Origin of the sequence: Burkholderia sp. JPY481 (assembly GCF_038900515.1) — a bacterium.
GTDB classification, from domain to species: Bacteria; Pseudomonadota; Gammaproteobacteria; order Burkholderiales; family Burkholderiaceae; genus Paraburkholderia; species Paraburkholderia youngii.
In genome coordinates, this window is the sequence record NZ_JAYMRT010000007.1 from 129,708 (window position 1) to 144,572 (window position 14,865).

General features: G+C 64.0%; 16 protein-coding genes. 11 read left to right on the forward strand and 5 right to left on the reverse strand.

What is annotated here, in order from left to right:
* Positions 1-50 precede the first annotated feature (50 nt).
* Positions 51-1,370 (reverse strand): lactonase family protein, encoded by a 1,320-nt coding sequence (locus VSR82_RS18780; RefSeq protein WP_429460472.1) that lies wholly within the window; start codon positions 1,368-1,370, stop codon positions 51-53.
* 265 nt (positions 1,371-1,635) lie between these two features.
* On the opposite strand from VSR82_RS18780, the gene VSR82_RS18785 reads away from it, so the two are divergent.
* Complete coding sequence (locus VSR82_RS18785; RefSeq protein ID WP_075296265.1) at positions 1,636-1,788, forward strand: DUF3096 domain-containing protein; 153 nt, start codon at positions 1,636-1,638, stop codon at positions 1,786-1,788.
* 233 nt (positions 1,789-2,021) lie between these two features.
* On the opposite strand, the gene VSR82_RS18790 is transcribed toward VSR82_RS18785, so the two are convergent.
* Complete coding sequence (locus VSR82_RS18790; protein ID WP_013088852.1) at positions 2,022-2,267, reverse strand: hypothetical protein; 246 nt, start codon at positions 2,265-2,267, stop codon at positions 2,022-2,024.
* Between the two features lie 35 nt (positions 2,268-2,302).
* On the opposite strand from VSR82_RS18790, the gene VSR82_RS18795 reads away from it, so the two are divergent.
* From VSR82_RS18795 to VSR82_RS18805, 3 genes are all read left to right on the forward strand, one after another.
* Complete coding sequence (locus tag VSR82_RS18795; protein ID WP_429460475.1) at positions 2,303-2,443, forward strand: hypothetical protein; 141 nt, start codon at positions 2,303-2,305, stop codon at positions 2,441-2,443.
* A 69-nt stretch (positions 2,444-2,512) separates the two neighbouring features.
* The gene (locus tag VSR82_RS18800) at positions 2,513-4,402 is read left to right on the forward strand and encodes a glycoside hydrolase family 15 protein (protein WP_429460477.1); all 1,890 of its coding nucleotides are present in this window, start codon (positions 2,513-2,515) and stop codon (positions 4,400-4,402) included.
* 179 nt (positions 4,403-4,581) lie between these two features.
* Positions 4,582-5,859, forward strand: a complete 1,278-nt coding sequence (locus VSR82_RS18805) for a polyhydroxyalkanoate depolymerase (RefSeq protein WP_184227669.1) — start codon at positions 4,582-4,584, stop codon at positions 5,857-5,859.
* Positions 5,860-5,982: 123 nt separating this feature from the next.
* On the opposite strand, the gene VSR82_RS18810 is transcribed toward VSR82_RS18805, so the two are convergent.
* Positions 5,983-6,615, reverse strand: coding sequence for a TetR/AcrR family transcriptional regulator (locus VSR82_RS18810; protein WP_042327581.1), 633 nt, complete (start codon positions 6,613-6,615; stop codon positions 5,983-5,985).
* A 241-nt stretch (positions 6,616-6,856) separates the two neighbouring features.
* Here VSR82_RS18810 and rsxB point away from each other — a divergent pair, with 241 nt between their 5' ends.
* The 3 genes from rsxB to VSR82_RS18825 all read left to right on the forward strand — a co-directional run bounded on the left by rsxB (position 6,857) and on the right by VSR82_RS18825 (position 9,031).
* On the forward strand, positions 6,857-7,762 hold the full coding sequence (gene rsxB, locus VSR82_RS18815) for an electron transport complex subunit RsxB (RefSeq protein ID WP_429460479.1): 906 nt from the start codon (positions 6,857-6,859) through the stop codon (positions 7,760-7,762).
* Between the two features lie 43 nt (positions 7,763-7,805).
* Complete coding sequence (gene nth, locus VSR82_RS18820) at positions 7,806-8,450, forward strand: endonuclease III (RefSeq protein WP_368587380.1); 645 nt, start codon at positions 7,806-7,808, stop codon at positions 8,448-8,450.
* 146 nt (positions 8,451-8,596) lie between these two features.
* The gene (locus VSR82_RS18825) at positions 8,597-9,031 is read left to right on the forward strand and encodes a DUF1841 family protein (protein WP_013088846.1); all 435 of its coding nucleotides are present in this window, start codon (positions 8,597-8,599) and stop codon (positions 9,029-9,031) included.
* Positions 9,032-9,131: 100 nt separating this feature from the next.
* On the opposite strand, the gene VSR82_RS18830 is transcribed toward VSR82_RS18825, so the two are convergent.
* Positions 9,132-9,512, reverse strand: a complete 381-nt coding sequence (locus tag VSR82_RS18830) for a c-type cytochrome (RefSeq protein WP_368587379.1) — start codon at positions 9,510-9,512, stop codon at positions 9,132-9,134.
* Between the two features lie 45 nt (positions 9,513-9,557).
* Positions 9,558-9,926 carry a c-type cytochrome gene (locus VSR82_RS18835; RefSeq protein ID WP_013088844.1) on the reverse strand — a complete coding sequence of 123 codons (369 nt, stop codon included), beginning with the start codon at positions 9,924-9,926 and terminating at the stop codon, positions 9,558-9,560.
* A 315-nt stretch (positions 9,927-10,241) separates the two neighbouring features.
* Between VSR82_RS18835 and VSR82_RS18840 the strand changes: the two genes are divergently transcribed.
* The 4 genes from VSR82_RS18840 (at position 10,242) to tal (ending at position 14,745) form a co-directional block, all read left to right on the forward strand.
* Complete coding sequence (locus VSR82_RS18840) at positions 10,242-11,084, forward strand: AAA family ATPase (RefSeq protein ID WP_176109203.1); 843 nt, start codon at positions 10,242-10,244, stop codon at positions 11,082-11,084.
* Positions 11,085-11,109: 25 nt separating this feature from the next.
* Positions 11,110-12,285, forward strand: a complete 1,176-nt coding sequence (locus VSR82_RS18845; RefSeq protein ID WP_429460482.1) for a vWA domain-containing protein — start codon at positions 11,110-11,112, stop codon at positions 12,283-12,285.
* Between the two features lie 61 nt (positions 12,286-12,346).
* Positions 12,347-13,567 carry a benzoate/H(+) symporter BenE family transporter gene (locus VSR82_RS18850; protein WP_368587377.1) on the forward strand — a complete coding sequence of 407 codons (1,221 nt, stop codon included), beginning with the start codon at positions 12,347-12,349 and terminating at the stop codon, positions 13,565-13,567.
* 224 nt (positions 13,568-13,791) lie between these two features.
* The gene (gene tal / locus VSR82_RS18855) at positions 13,792-14,745 is read left to right on the forward strand and encodes a transaldolase (protein ID WP_368587376.1); all 954 of its coding nucleotides are present in this window, start codon (positions 13,792-13,794) and stop codon (positions 14,743-14,745) included.
* Positions 14,746-14,865: the final 120 nt, after the last annotated feature.

The window sequence follows — 14,865 nt, forward strand, 5'->3', positions numbered from 1 at the left end:
CCTCACGACGTGAGCTGTCCGTTTTTTTCTTTACCCGCGCGTGCCGTGCGTTACGACGGCGACACCAGTTTGAAATCCACCGGCGCGCCGAGCTCGAAATGCTGCTTCGGATTTGGATCGAGCAGCCCCGTCTGCTGATCGCGCTTGAACACGTAGACCGTGTCGCTCAACTGATTGCCGACGATCAGCCAGTTGCCGGTCGGATCGATGGTGAACTCGCGCGGCGATTTGCCGAGGCTCGACTGCCGCCCGATCTGCTTCAGACGCCCATTGGCGGGATCGACCGAGAAGATCACGATCTCGTTCGCGTCGCCGCGATTGGACGCATACACGAAGCGTCCGTCCGGCGACATGTGGATCGCCGCCGCGGCCACCTGCCCCTTGAAGCCGGGCTCGCTCAATGGCAACGTCTGCACGAGCTTCAGTCTGCCGTCGTCGTAGTCGAACGTGCTGACGGTCGCCGCGAGTTCGCTCGTCAGATATGCGTGCCTGCCGTTCGCGCTGAAGATCAGATGGCGTGGACCCGTGCCGGCTTTCTGCTGCGCATAGCCCCAGTCCGTCACGACGAACGGGCCCGCGCCGGCGCTGCTCTGCGGCGCGTAACGGTACGAGTACAGCTTGTCGGCGCCGAGATCCTGCGCGAACAGATAGTGGCCGTCAGGCGAGAACACAGTCGAATGCACGTGCGAGTTGTCCTGCCGCCCTTTCACCGGCCCGCCACCCTCGCGATGCACGGTCTGCACCGAGGTGCCCACCTGGCCGTTCGCCTGCAGCGGAAACACCGCGAAGCTGCCGCCCGGGTCGGGCGCGACGGAATAGTTCGCGGTCAGCAGATATTTGCCGTCCGGCGAGATGCTCAGATAGCACGGGTCATTGCCATCGGACGACACCTTGTTCAGAAACGTCAGCTGGCCGCGCGCGGCATCGAAGCCGAACGCGCTGATGTTGCCGCGCTGCGTGGCCGGGCCATTGTCGCCGGGCAGTTCGTTGACCGAATAGACGAAGCGGCGGTCGCGGCTCACGACCAGGAACGACGGATTGACCGTCTGCGCGACCGACACCTGGGTCGCCGCGCCGGTCTTCGTGTCGAAGCGAAAGACGTAGATGCCCTCGCTCCTGCCGCTGGTGTAAGTGCCGACCAGCATCGTATAGACGCCGTCCGCGGGGACCGGGCCAGAATCTTGCGCATACGCGTGCGAAGCAAGCATCGAAACCATGAGCAGGAAACCTTTTATCATCGAACGGGCGACGCGGTCCGCGCCACGCGGACCCGAACCGCGTACGGCAACACTGGCAAGAACAGAAGTAAAAGCGGAAGTCGGAACTGGGCGCGCGGCAACACACCCGGCGGCACGGCGACGGTGAAGCATGAGACCTCCTCGACATCGGTTGTCTGTACGGGCTCGCGTACGAGCCGGGGTACGAGCGGTTATAACGGTGTCTGGTCTGCCGCGCCGCCAATCGAGCGTCGTTCCGCGTTTTATTGTCGAAGTCAGTATAAGAGCGTTGGGTCGGATCATGCAGTGAATCCACCGCTGACGTGCGGGCTGCGCCAGCGGCTTTGGTCCCGCAAGCCGGGGCGTTTTTCAAGCGTTTTCTCAATCGCGCATCACGCGTGTCAACTACGGAGTCTCCATGAACGTCACTCTCAGCCTGGGCCCGCTCGTTTCGCTGATCGCCGGCATTCTGATTCTGATCATGCCGCGCCTGTTGAACTACATCGTCGCGCTTTACCTGATCATCATCGGCGTCATCGGGATCTTCGGCGTGGGCTCGTCGCATCTGTAAGCGACAGGCGACGCGATACCGGGCGCGGTATTTGCGCCCGGTGTCGGGATCAATTTGCGAAAAAAGAGGGTTCGCGCGGTGCCAGCGGCACTCGCACGCATGAAAGCGCGGCCTACGTCATGCGGTTGACACAGGCGGAAAGCGGGCATCGCGCCACGCGAACAATCGACGTGACGTGGCGCGAAGGTGCGGATACGCGAACAACCCGCGCTACGAACGCCCGGCGCCGCGGCTCAACCGTTCGCCAGCTGTTCGAGGCGCAAGCGCCCCTGCAACGACAGCGCGCCGACCGCATAATGATCGGCATTCTGCTGATAGCGCCGGAAGCAGGCCCGTTCGACCAGGAAGGACGCGGCAGCCAGCATGCCATTGCGGCTCAGGCCGAGCCGCCCATGATCGAGTGGCAGCATGGAGTCGCCGGCAAGCTGGCTGGCGGCCGAGAGAATCGTGATGCAATCGGATTTCGAAGGGTTCAGCATGGCTTTCGTCCTCGGAAACGGCGTCTGCATGCGCCATGAGCAAGGCCGATTCGCAGTCCGGCAGGTCACCGGACATCGGCATGAATTCTGATTTTATGCATGGATTTGACAATTTTCCAACCCGCGTTTTGCCGCACTATGCGGTGAACCAAACACTGCCGATCGTGGTCCGGTAATTAACTCCCACTCGAAGCGCGGCTGCCGTCGCCGTCCGTAATAACGACTCGTTTTTCGACACGCTTTCCATGCCTGCACACCTCGAAGACTACGCACTCATCGGTGACGGCCATACCGCCGCGCTCATCTCCCGCGACGGTTCCGTCGACTGGCTCTGCTGGCCGCGCTTCGACTCGGGCGCCTGCTTCGCCGCGCTGCTCGGCACGCCCGACAACGGCCGCTGGCAGATCGCCCCCGCCACCCAGGGCGAGCACGGCGCGCCGACCATCACGCGGCGCTATCGCGGTGAAACGCTGATCCTCGAAACCGACTTCGAAACACCCGACGGCGCGGTCACGCTGATCGATTTCATGCCGCCCGGCAACGGCTGGTCGGAGCTGATCCGCATCGTCGTCGGCAAGCGCGGCACCGTGCGCATGAAGATGGAACTCGTGCTGCGCTTCGACTACGGCTTCTCGATTCCGTGGGTCGACAAGCTCAAGCACGACAGCGGCATCAAGGCGATCGTCGGCCCCGACAACGCGGTGCTGCGCACGCCGGTCGAACTGCACGGCGAAGATATGAAGACCGTCGCGGAATTCACGGTGACCGAGGGCGAGCGCGTGCCGTTCTCGCTCGCGTATGCGGCGTCGCATCTGCGCATTCCTCCCGCGCGCGACCCGCACACGTCGCTCGCGCGCACCGAGAACCACTGGCTCGAATGGGCGGCGCGCGGCACCGTCGAAGGACGCTGGGCCGAGCCGATCCGCCGTTCGCTGATCACACTGCGCGCGCTCGCCTACGAGCCGACCGGCGGCATCGTCGCGGCGCCTACCACGTCGCTGCCGGAGAAGCTCGGCGGCACGCGCAACTGGGACTATCGATACTGCTGGCTGCGCGACGCGACCATCACGCTGCTCGCGATGATGCGCGGCGGCTACTACGACGAAGCGCGCGCCTGGCGCAGCTGGCTCGGCCGCGTGATGGCGGGCGCGCCGGACCAGTTGCAGATCATGTACGGCATCGCCGGCGAGCGACGCCTGCCCGAATCCGAAATCGACTGGCTGCCCGGCTACGAGGGCGCGAAACCGGTGCGCATCGGCAACAACGCGGTCGGGCAGCGTCAGCTCGACGTTTACGGCGAAGTGATGAACGCGCTGCATCTCGCGCGCGTGGGCGGCCTGCAGGCGGACGTCACCGCGTGGAGCGTGCAGCGCGCGATGCTCGAGCATCTGACCACGATCTGGCGCGAACCCGACGAAGGCATCTGGGAGACTCGCGGCGGCCGCGAGCATTTCACCTTTTCGAAGGTGATGGCGTGGGTCGCGTTCGACCGCGCGATCCGCTCGGCCGAAATGTTCAAGCTCGACGGCCCGCTCGACGAATGGCGCGCGACGCGCGACACGATCCACGCCGAGGTCTGCGAGAAGGCGTGGAATCCGAAGCTGAACGCGTTCTCGCAGTACTACGGCAGCGACCAGCTCGACGCGAGCGTGCTGCTGATGCCGCTGGTCGCCTTCCTGCCGCCGCAGGACCCGCGCATCAAGGGCACCGTCGAGGCAATCGAGCGGGACCTGATGCATGGCGGCTTCGTGATGCGCTACCGCACCAACGAATACGATGACGGCCTGCCGCCCGGAGAAGGCACCTTTCTTGCGTGTTCGTTCTGGATGGTGGATAACCTCGCGCTGCAGGGGCGCGTGCAGGAAGCGATCGAGATGTACGAGCGGCTGCTCGCGCTGTGCAACGACGTCGGCCTGCTGTCCGAGGAGTACGATCCGGCCGAAAAACGTCTGGTCGGCAATTTTCCGCAGGCGTTCTCGCACGTGGCGCTCGTGCACACCGGCCTGAACCTGATGAAGCACGAGCAGGAGATGGCGCAGGCGACCGGCCATCCGGCACATAACGGCATGCGCTCGATGGAGCTTGAGGCTCAGGCAAGCCCTGATAGCGGCGGAGCAGCATCGCCACTAGCATGACGCCGTGACAGCTTGCGTACACTGAATGCGAGAATTGTTGCATTGCACAAGATTGCTTTGTTCGATATTATCGATCCGACTGTCGGCCAACAACAATGTGCCCACAACCACAATGGCCCGCCGCAACGCTTCACGCGTGTTTGCGAAGCCCAATGCGAACCGCTTAAAACGGAGCAAACATGCTCTATCAACTGCACGAATTCAGCCGGGCGATTTTGAGCCCCCTCACCGCCTGGGCCCAGGCCGCATCGAAATCATTTGCGAATCCGGCCAGTCCGTTAGCCTACGTGCCGGGCGCCACGCGCCTGTCCGCCGGCTACGAACTGCTTTACCGGCTCGGCAAGGATTATGAAAAGCCCGAGTTCAACATTCATCAGATCGTTAAAGACGGACATAACATTCCGATCGTCGAGCAGACGATCATCGAAAAGCCGTTCTGCCGTCTGATGCGCTTCAAGCGCTTCGCGGACGACAGCGAAGCCGTCAGCCAGTTGAAAGACGAACCGGTCGTGCTGGTCTGCGCACCGTTGTCAGGACACCACGCCACGCTGCTGCGCGACACCGTGCGCACGTTGCTGCAAGACCACAAGGTCTACATCACCGACTGGATCGACGCGCGCATGGTGCCGCTTGAGGCCGGCTGGTTCGGTCTGAACGACTACATCGCGTATATCCAGGAGTTCATTCGCCATATCGGCGCGAAGAATCTGCACGTGATCTCGGTGTGCCAGCCGACCGTGCCGGTGCTCGCCGCCATTTCGCTGATGGCGAGCCGCGGCGAGGACACGCCGCGCACGATGACGATGATGGGCGGCCCGATCGACGCGCGCAAAAGCCCGACCTCGGTCAATTCGCTCGCCACGCAGCATTCGTACGAATGGTTCGAGAACAACGTGATCTTCACGGTGCCGCCGAACTATCCGGGTACGGGCCGCAAGGTATATCCGGGCTTCCTGCAGCACACCGGCTTCGTCGCGATGAATCCGGAGCGTCACGCGGCATCGCACTGGGATTTCTACCAGAGCCTGCTGCGCGGCGACGAGGACGACGCCGAAGCGCACCGCCGCTTCTACGACGAGTACAACGCGGTGCTCGACATGGATGCCGACTATTACCTCGACACGATCCGCGTCGTGTTCCAGGAATTCCGTCTTGCCGAGGGCACGTGGGTCGTCAACGGCGAACCGGTACGGCCGCAAGACATCACGACGACCGCGCTGTTTACGATCGAAGGCGAACTCGACGACATTTCCGGCGACGGCCAGACCTACGCGGCGCACGACCTGTGCAGCGGCATTGCGGCGAAGAACAAGCGTCACTTCACCGCGGAGAAATGCGGCCACTACGGCATTTTCTCGGGCCGCCGCTGGCGCACGATCATTTACCCGCAATTGCGCGACTTCATTCTCGAGCACAACAAGACCGCAAAAACGGCTAAAGAAAAAGTCGAAGCCTGAGCATTAAACTTGCAACAGCATATAAAAAGCCAACGGTCTCCTTCGAGGCCGTTGGCTTTTTTATCGCGCTTTATTCGTGATACTGATGTTTGGCCGCGGCAATGATCACCGCCGCACGGGCCGTTACTTTCTCAACAGGTACGCGAGCAGCAGTTCGGTATTCATCTGAATCACCTCGCTGCGTTCGGCGGCGCTGCTGAAATCGCGCCCGAGCGTCGCTTCGAGCGTGAAGCGGTTCGACACGATGTAGTAACCCATGCCCGAAAGCGTCACGTAAAAACGCAACGGGTCGACGTTCGTGCGAAACAACCCCGCGCGTTGCCCGCGTTCGAGGATGCCGCCGAGCGTGGCGACGATCGGCGAAATCATTTCGCGTATGCGCGTCGATTTCTGCATGTAGCGTGCTTCATGCAGATTCTCGTTGTTGATGAGCCTCAATAACTCGGGATGATCGCGGTAGTAGTCCCACACGAAATGCGCGAGACGCGTAACCGCCTCGACGGGCGCGACCCCGTTGAGTTCGAGCGTGCGTTCCGCTTCATTGAGTGCGCTGAACGCGTGCTCGAGTACCGCGGTGAATAGCTGCTCCTTGCTACCGAAGTAGTAATAGAGCATTCGTTCATTGGTTTCGGCGCGGCGAGCGATCTGATCGACTCGTGCGCCGAACAGTCCTCCATTTGCAAACTCTTCCGCCGCCGCAAGCAAAATGCGGCGCCTCGTGCCTTCAGGATCTCTTTTGATTTTCGGCTGATTCATGGTGGCATCGTCTTCGTGAGCCGCGTTATCCGGATCGCGCCGCCGGCCTCTCCTCGAGCCTCTTTTTTGGCGGCGTTTAGCGGGCGCGTCGTGGTTGGGAAACACACCCTTTTCTGCGGTCTTTCGAATGAAGCGCTTCGATTATGGCACATGGATTGCGAATGGCAATCCGGGAAATCGGCGATAATGTGCTATTTAGTTCAGGTCGTGCGATCGCACGGCAAACCCCCGCGCCGTAACCGTGACAGACGTCAAAACACTCGCGGATCGCATCGAAGATCTGCTCCCCCAAACGCAATGCACGAAGTGCGGTTATCCCGCATGCCGTCCGTATGCCGAAGCCGTCGCCAGTGGCGAGGCGAACTATAACCAGTGCCCGCCCGGCGGTGCCGAGGGGATCGCGCGCCTCGCCGCGCTGCTCGGCAAGCCGGTGATTCCGCTCAATTCCGCCAATGGCGTCGAACGCCCGCGCCCCTTGGCGGTTATCGACGAACAGGTGTGCATCGGCTGCACGCTATGCATGCAGGCGTGTCCGGTCGACGCGATAGTTGGCGCACCGAAACAGATGCACACCGTGATCGCCGAGCTCTGCACCGGCTGCGACCTGTGCGTGCCGCCCTGCCCGGTCGACTGCATCGCGATGCTGCCCGTGACCGGCCAGGCCACCGGCTGGGATGCATGGAGCCAGAGCGAGGCAGACGCGGCGCGGGCGCGTCATAACCGCCACGAGAGCCGTCTCGCGCGCGAGCGCGACGCCGCCGAAGCGCGTGCTGCGGCGCGGCGAGCCGCGAGTGCGAGCGCGCCGGGGGCGGCCGCGTCGGGCGCGGCTCCAGCGAGCGGCGCGACAACGCCGTCCGAGGCCCCCGCCGCCCCGATCGCGGACGACGCCGAAGCGAAGAAACGCGCGATCATCCAGGCCGCGCTCGAACGCGCGCGCAAGAAGAAAGAAGAAATGGCCGCGAAAGGCCAGGGACCGCTGAACACCGAGAACGTCAGCGCCGACGTGCAGGCGCAGATCGACGCCGCCGAAGCGCGCCGCCGCCGTCTCGGTCTTGCCAGCGGCGACGACACACACGGCTCGGAGCCGTCGTCGAACGAGTCCGATGATTCAAAGCCGCCGTCCGGCTCGCCGCCGAGCGCGCGCTGACCGCCCCCGGCGCAACCTTCCCACCCACACGGACCCGCTCCGCATGAACGCGAACAAACGCCGCGCGATCTACGAAACGCTTCAGAGCCTGAATCCGCACCCGACCACCGAGCTCGAGTACACGACGCCGTTCGAGCTGCTGATCGCGGTGCTGCTGTCGGCACAAGCAACCGACGTGTCGGTCAACAAGGCGATGCGCAGGATGTTCCCGGTCGCGAACACGCCGCAGAAGGTGTTGGAACTCGGTGAGGAAGGTGTCGCGAGCTATATCAAGACGATCGGCCTGTATCGCACGAAGGCGAAGAACGTGATCGCGACCTGCCGCATCCTGCTCGACCAGTACGGCGGCGAGGTGCCCGAGGATCGCGAGGCCCTCGAAGGGCTGCCGGGTGTCGGCCGCAAAACGGCCAACGTGATCCTGAACACCGCGTTCGGCCATCCGACCATCGCGGTCGACACGCACATTTTCCGCGTCGCGAACCGCACCGGCCTCGCGCCCGGCAAGGACGTGCGCGCGGTCGAGGCGGCCCTCGAAAAATTCACGCCCGCCGAATTCAGGAAGGATGCGCACCACTGGCTGATCCTGCATGGACGGTACGTGTGCAAGGCGCGCCGGCCGGAATGCTGGCATTGCGTGATCGAGCCGCTGTGCGAGTTCCGGCCGAAGACTCCGCCGCCCGATCTTTAACGGCGGCCCAGTCGAAACCGCAGACCGCGCAGCGCGCCTGCAGCCCGAACGGCCGCCGCGTAAAATGATGCTTTACACGCGGTGCGCACTGCGTACACACGCCGTCGCGCTCCGCGCACGCCCCACTCCCACGCACCGGTTCCACGATGTTCAATCCCAGCCGCGACGAAGTTCGCCTCTTTTTCACCGACACCTGGCGCAAACAGCGCCAAGGCGAGATTCTGACGCCGCTCGAGGCGATCGCCGCCGATTGGATCGTCGAGCATCCCGAGTATCACGCCGACCTCGCCGACGCCCCCGCTGCCCAGGCGCAGGACTATTCGCCGGAGCGCGGCCAGACCAATCCGTTCCTGCACCTGTCGATGCATCTGGCGATCTCTGAACAACTGTCGATCGACCAGCCGCCCGGCATTCGCGCCGCCCATGAGCGGCTCGCCGCACGCCTCGGCTCGACGCACGAGGCGCAGCACGCGATCATGGACTGCCTCGGCGAAACCATCTGGGAAGCGCAGCGCACCGGCACGCCGCCGGACACGGACGCGTATTTGCAGCGTATCGAACGGCGCGCGACGCGCGACTGAAGCGGCTGGATACCCCGGCTCGATGCCCTCAAAGCAAAACACCCCGCCAAGGCGGGGTGTTTTGCTTTTGAAGCCGCGGCGCGAAACCCGCGCCCTACGCTTACTTCTTCTGCACGAGGTCGCCTTCCAGCGATTCGACGTAAGCGGCGATGTCCTTCATGTCGCCTAGCGACAGGCTCTGCACCTGTGCCTGCATGATCGGGTTGTTGCGGCCGAGGTGCGGATTGCCGGTGCCCATCTGGTACTGACGCAGCGCCCAGTACACATAGTCGGAGTGCTGACCGGCCAGCTTCGGATACTCCGGGCTCACCGGCTTGTTCAGGCCGGGACCGTGGCAGGCCGCGCAGTTATGACTGTCGGCGAGCACCTTGCCGTTGCCCGCGTCAGCCGCGTGCGCGACGTTCGCCATGGCCAGACCGATTACCGCCGCCGCGCCGACGGCCTTGAATACCGTGTGGAGTGCCTGTTGGGGCTTGATCATGAAATCTCCTATCCCGCGAATTGGATGTACTGTGACCGACGCCGATCACTTGTCGGGATTGTTTTTCGAAGCGGCAGTTTGCGCTGCGTAGTAGGCGGCAATGTCGGCAATGTCCTGATCCGACAGCGAGGTCGCGATCGCGTGCATCGTGTCGAAATGGCGGTCGCCCTTCTTGTAGGCGCGCAGCGCGATCTCGAGGTAGGCCTGATTTTGCCCGCCGAGCTTCGGCACGCGGAAAACCTCTGGATAAGCCGTGCGGTATTCAGGGATGCCGTGGCAGCCGATACACATCGCGACCTTGTCCTGGCCCGCCTTGGCGTTGCCTACGACATCCGCTGCCTGCGCACTGACCGCGTACCCCGCGAGCACCGACAGCGCTGCGATCACGACGTGTTTGCCGACGAATTTATTCATAGATGTAACCTGGCTTGAGGGGAAACGGGTGCCCACAAAGGCAGCGGTCCGGCCGTTCTTCTTATAAGGTGGCCACGCAGGCCAAAAAAATCGGGCCCATTGTACCGCGACGCCGCGCCGAACGTCCACAACGCGCGGGAGCCGCGCAACGCCCGTCTGGACGGGCCGCGCGCCCTGCTCGCGGCGGCTTCACGATGACGCCACAGCGGCACCAGCGCGTCTACCCGGCGCGGCTCACACCATACGTGAGCCGGTTTCAGGCCAACAGGCCTTCTGACTTATACTGGGTTTTTTCCCGCACAAGAGCATCTCGCCATGCGTTTCGAAGGCTCATCGCAGTACGTCGCCACCGACGACCTCAAGCTCGCGGTCAACGCCGCGATGACGCTCAAGCGTCCGCTCCTGATCAAGGGCGAGCCCGGCACCGGCAAGACCATGCTCGCCGAGGAAGTCGCCGCCGCGCTCGGCATGCCGCTTTTGCAATGGCACATCAAGTCGACCACCAAGGCCCAGCAGGGCCTGTACGAATACGACGCGGTGTCGCGTCTGCGCGATTCGCAGCTCGGCGACGAACGCGTGAAGGACATCCGCAACTACATTGTCAAGGGCGTGCTGTGGCAGGCGTTCGAATCGGACGAGCAGAGCGTGCTGCTGATCGACGAGATCGACAAGGCCGACATCGAATTCCCGAACGACCTGCTGCGCGAACTCGACCGCATGGAGTTCTACGTGTACGAGACGCGCGAGTTGGTGCGCGCGAAGCATCGCCCGCTCGTGATCATCACGTCGAACAACGAGAAGGAACTGCCCGACGCGTTCCTGCGCCGCTGCTTCTTTCACTACATCAAGTTTCCGGACGCGACGACGATGCAGCAGATCGTCGACGTGCACTACCCCGGCATCAAGAAGGATCTGCTCGCCGCCGCGCTGCAGAGCTTCTTCGAACTGCGCAACGTCGCCGGGCTGAAGAAGAAGCCGTCCACCTCCGAACTGCTCGACTGGCTCAAGCTGCTGCTCGCCGAAGACATTCCGCCCGAAGCGCTGCGCTCGGCCGACCACAAGCAGATCGTGCCGCCGCTGCACGGCGCGCTGCTGAAGAACGAACAGGACGTGGGCCTGTTCGAGCGGCTGCTGTTCATGAACCGCAACAACCGTTGAGCGCCCCCGCGCCGCAGGCCCTAGCATGCTGATCGACTTCTTCTACTCGCTGCGCGCCGCCAAGCTGCCGGTCTCGGTGAAGGAATACCTGACACTGCTCGAAGCGCTAAAGGCCAACGTGATCGCGCCGTCGCTCGACGAGTTCTACTACTTGTCGCGCATCACGCTCGTGAAAGACGAGCAGTACTTCGACAAGTTCGACCAGGCGTTCGGCGCCTTTTTCAACGGTGTCGCGGCGAGCTCGGAGCTCGCGTTCGAGATTCCGCTCGACTGGCTGAAGAAGCAGCTGCAACGCGATCTGTCGCCCGAGGAAAAAGCGCAGATCGAAGCGATGGGCGGCATCGACAAGCTGATGGAGCGTCTGAAGGAACTGTTCGACGAGCAGAAGGAGCGCCACGAGGGCGGCAACAAATGGATCGGCACGGGCGGCACGTCGCCGTTCGGCAACGGCGGCTATAACCCCGAGGGGGTGCGCATCGGCGGCGACGCGGCCGGCAATCGCACCGCCGTCAAGGTCTGGGAAGCGCGCGCGTATCGCGACTACGACGACCAGGTCGAAATCGGCACACGCAACATCAAGGTCGCGCTGCGGCGCTTGCGCCGCTTCGCGCGCGAAGGCGCCGCGGAAGAACTCGATCTGCCCGACACGATCCGCAGCACCGCCGCGAACGCCGGCTGGCTCGATCTGAAGATGGTGCCCGAGCGGCACAACAACGTGAAAGTGCTGATGCTGCTCGACGTCGGCGGCTCGATGGACGATCACGTGAAGCGCACCGAGGAGCTGTTCTCCGCCGCGAAGGCCGAGTTCAAGCACCTCGAGTTCTACTACTTCCACAACTGCGTGTACGACTTCCTGTGGAAGAACAACCGCCGCCGCCACGCCGAGCGCACGCCCACGTGGGACGTGCTGCACAGGTTCACGCCGGACTACAAGCTGATCTTCGTCGGCGACGCGACGATGAGCCCGTACGAAGTGTTGCAGCGGGGCGGCTCGGTCGAGTACAACAACGCCGAGGCCGGCGCCGTATGGCTGCGCCGGCTCGCCGATCACTTCCCGCACTTCGCGTGGCTGAACCCCGAACCGGAAGCACTGTGGCCGTATCGGCAGTCGGTCAGCGCGATACGCGAAGTGCTGGGCCACCGCATGTATCCGCTGACGCTCGCGGGCCTGGAGACGGCCATGCGGGTGCTGAGCAAGTAACGCCCGTCGTTCCGGAACCCGCGTCCCGACGCTTCAACTTCCACAACAACAAAGCCTTCGCATGAGTTCGTCCCCGTCGCCCCAGCTGTCCCCCGCCGCCGCGCCGCAGAGGCGCTTCAATCCGCTCGCCGATACGTCGCTGTCGACGATCGTCGCGGGCTTCGTCGCGGCGATGACCGGCTACACGAGCTCGCTCGTGCTGATGTTCCAGGCGGGCCAGGCCGCGCATCTGAGCGACGCGCAGATTTCGTCGTGGATCTGGGCGCTGTCGATCGGCATGGGCCTCTGTACGATCGGCCTGTCGCTGCGCTTTCGCGCGCCGATCGTGATCGCGTGGTCGACGCCGGGCGCGGCGCTCCTGGTGTCGTCGCTGCCGCATGTCGAGTATGCGCAGGCCATCGGCGCGTTCATCTTCTGCGCGGCGCTGCTGACGCTGGTCGGCGTCACCGGCTGGTTCGACGCGCTGATGAAGCGGATTCCGTCCGGCCTCGCGGCGGCGCTGCTCGCGGGCATCCTGTTCGAAATCGGCATCGAGATTTTCCGCGCCGCGCAGTACCAGACCGCGCTCGTGCTGACGATGTTCTTCACCTACCTGATCGTCAAACGGTTTGCGCCGCGTTACGCGATTCCGAGCACGCTCGTGGTCGGCACGGCAGCCGCCGGCGGCCTCGGGCTGCTCGACTTCAGCCACTTTCACGTCGCGCTCGCGCATCCGGTGCTGACGATGCCGTCGTTTTCGGTGGCGGCGTGCGTGAGCATCGGCATTCCGCTGTTCGTGGTCGCGATGGCCTCGCAGAACGTGCCGGGCATCGCGGTGCTGCGCGCCGACGGCTATACGACCCCGTCCGCGCCGCTGATCGCGACGACCGGCGTCGCGTCGCTGCTGCTCGCGCCGTTCGGCTCGCACGGCATCAATCTTGCGGCGATCACAGCGGCGATCTGCACCGGCCCGGAAGCGCACGAAAACCCCGCGCGCCGCTACACGGCGGCGGTATGGGGCGGCATTTTTTATCTGCTCGCGGGCGTGTTCGGCGCGACGATCGCCGCGCTGTTCGCGGCGTTTCCGAAGGAGCTGGTCGTCTCTGTCGCGGCGCTCGCGCTGTTCGGCTCGATCATGAGCGGCCTCGCCAATGCGATGCACGATACGCGGCAGCGCGAGGCGGCGCTCGTCACGTTCATGGTGACCGCCTCGGGGCTCACGCTGCTGTCGATCGGCTCGGCGTTCTGGGGGCTCGTCGCCGGCGTGATCACGCAAGTCGTGCTGAACGCGCGCCGCGTGTGAACGGAACACCGCGCCCGGCTGTCCGTACCCGGTGTTCATGCCGTCCTCGGCGATCCGCCATAGAATAGATGTATCCGGCAGCGTTTCCCGGCGCCATCGCGGGACGCGCTGCGGCTTGACCCGCGGCCGCCGGCGCCGGCTGATTGCTGTGTTTTGTCCAGCCGGCGCGGTGGCATCCTCATTTCTCCTGAACCACGGCGCACATGCGCCCTGAAGGCCCGAACATGACAACCGCACTCGACCAACTCAAGCAATACACCACCGTGGTGGCCGACACTGGCGACTTCCAGCAGCTCGCGCAGTACAAGCCGCGCGATGCGACCACTAATCCGTCGCTGATTCTGAAGGCCGTGCAGAAAGACGACTACCGGCCGCTGCTCGAAAAGACCGTGAAGGCGCATGCGTCGAAGCCGGTCGGTGCGATCATCGACCAGTTGCTGATCGCGTTCGGCACCGAAATCCTGAAGATCATCCCCGGGCGGGTGTCGACCGAAGTCGACGCGCGCCTGTCGTTCGACATCGAAGGTTCGATCAAGAAAGCCCATGAACTGATCGCGCTGTACAAGGAGCACGGCATCGAACGCGACCGCGTGCTGATCAAGCTCGCATCGACGTGGGAAGGCGTGCGCGCGGCCGAGGTGCTGCAGAAGGAAGGCATCAGCTGCAACATGACGCTGCTGTTCTCGCTCCCGCAGGCTGCCGCCTGCGCGGAAGCCGGCGCGCAGCTGATCTCGCCGTTCGTCGGCCGCATCTACGACTGGTACAAGAAGAGCGCCGGCAGCGCGTGGGACGAAGCGAAAGACGGCGGCCCCAACGATCCGGGCGTCAAGTCGGTGCGCCGCATCTATGCGTACTACAAGAAGTTCGGCTACAAGACCGAGGTGATGGGCGCGAGCTTCCGCACGACCTCGCAGATCCTGGAACTGGCTGGCTGCGATCTGCTGACGATCAGCCCGGACCTGCTGCAAAAACTGCACGACAGCACCGACAAGATCGAGCGCAAGCTGTCGCCGGAGGCATCGCACCAAGCGGACATCGAGCGCGTGCCGGTCGACGAAAAGTCGTTCCGCTTCCTCGTCAACGACGACGCGATGGCGACCGAGAAGCTCGCCGAAGGCATCCGCACGTTCGCCGCGGACGCAATCAAGCTGGAAAAGCTGATCGACACGCTGCGCTGAGGTGCCGCGGGCGACGGACGTGGCTGGCTGAGTGACTTTCACGTTCGCGCTCGCCGCGCTGCGCCCGCTCCGCTCGAAAGCCATCCATGACAGGCGGCGCTGAACCTCACGGCTCAGCGC

What these genes read in the sequence shown, in the direction of transcription:
- VSR82_RS18780 (WP_429460472.1), bottom strand. Translation starts at nt 1,370, where the DNA reads ATGCTTCACCGTCGCCGTGCCGCCGGGTGTGTTGCCGCGCGCCCAGTT.
- VSR82_RS18785 (WP_075296265.1), top strand. Translation starts at nt 1,636, where the DNA reads ATGAACGTCACTCTCAGCCTGGGCCCGCTCGTTTCGCTGATCGCCGGC.
- VSR82_RS18790 (WP_013088852.1), bottom strand. Translation starts at nt 2,267, where the DNA reads ATGCTGAACCCTTCGAAATCCGATTGCATCACGATTCTCTCGGCCGCC.
- VSR82_RS18795 (WP_429460475.1), top strand. Translation starts at nt 2,303, where the DNA reads ATGAGCAAGGCCGATTCGCAGTCCGGCAGGTCACCGGACATCGGCATG.
- VSR82_RS18800 (WP_429460477.1), top strand. Translation starts at nt 2,513, where the DNA reads ATGCCTGCACACCTCGAAGACTACGCACTCATCGGTGACGGCCATACC.
- VSR82_RS18805 (WP_184227669.1), top strand. Translation starts at nt 4,582, where the DNA reads ATGCTCTATCAACTGCACGAATTCAGCCGGGCGATTTTGAGCCCCCTC.
- VSR82_RS18810 (WP_042327581.1), bottom strand. Translation starts at nt 6,615, where the DNA reads ATGAATCAGCCGAAAATCAAAAGAGATCCTGAAGGCACGAGGCGCCGC.
- nth (WP_368587380.1), top strand. Translation starts at nt 7,806, where the DNA reads ATGAACGCGAACAAACGCCGCGCGATCTACGAAACGCTTCAGAGCCTG.
- VSR82_RS18825 (WP_013088846.1), top strand. Translation starts at nt 8,597, where the DNA reads ATGTTCAATCCCAGCCGCGACGAAGTTCGCCTCTTTTTCACCGACACC.
- VSR82_RS18830 (WP_368587379.1), bottom strand. Translation starts at nt 9,512, where the DNA reads ATGATCAAGCCCCAACAGGCACTCCACACGGTATTCAAGGCCGTCGGC.
- VSR82_RS18835 (WP_013088844.1), bottom strand. Translation starts at nt 9,926, where the DNA reads ATGAATAAATTCGTCGGCAAACACGTCGTGATCGCAGCGCTGTCGGTG.
- VSR82_RS18840 (WP_176109203.1), top strand. Translation starts at nt 10,242, where the DNA reads ATGCGTTTCGAAGGCTCATCGCAGTACGTCGCCACCGACGACCTCAAG.
- VSR82_RS18845 (WP_429460482.1), top strand. Translation starts at nt 11,110, where the DNA reads ATGCTGATCGACTTCTTCTACTCGCTGCGCGCCGCCAAGCTGCCGGTC.
- VSR82_RS18850 (WP_368587377.1), top strand. Translation starts at nt 12,347, where the DNA reads ATGAGTTCGTCCCCGTCGCCCCAGCTGTCCCCCGCCGCCGCGCCGCAG.
- tal (WP_368587376.1), top strand. Translation starts at nt 13,792, where the DNA reads ATGACAACCGCACTCGACCAACTCAAGCAATACACCACCGTGGTGGCC.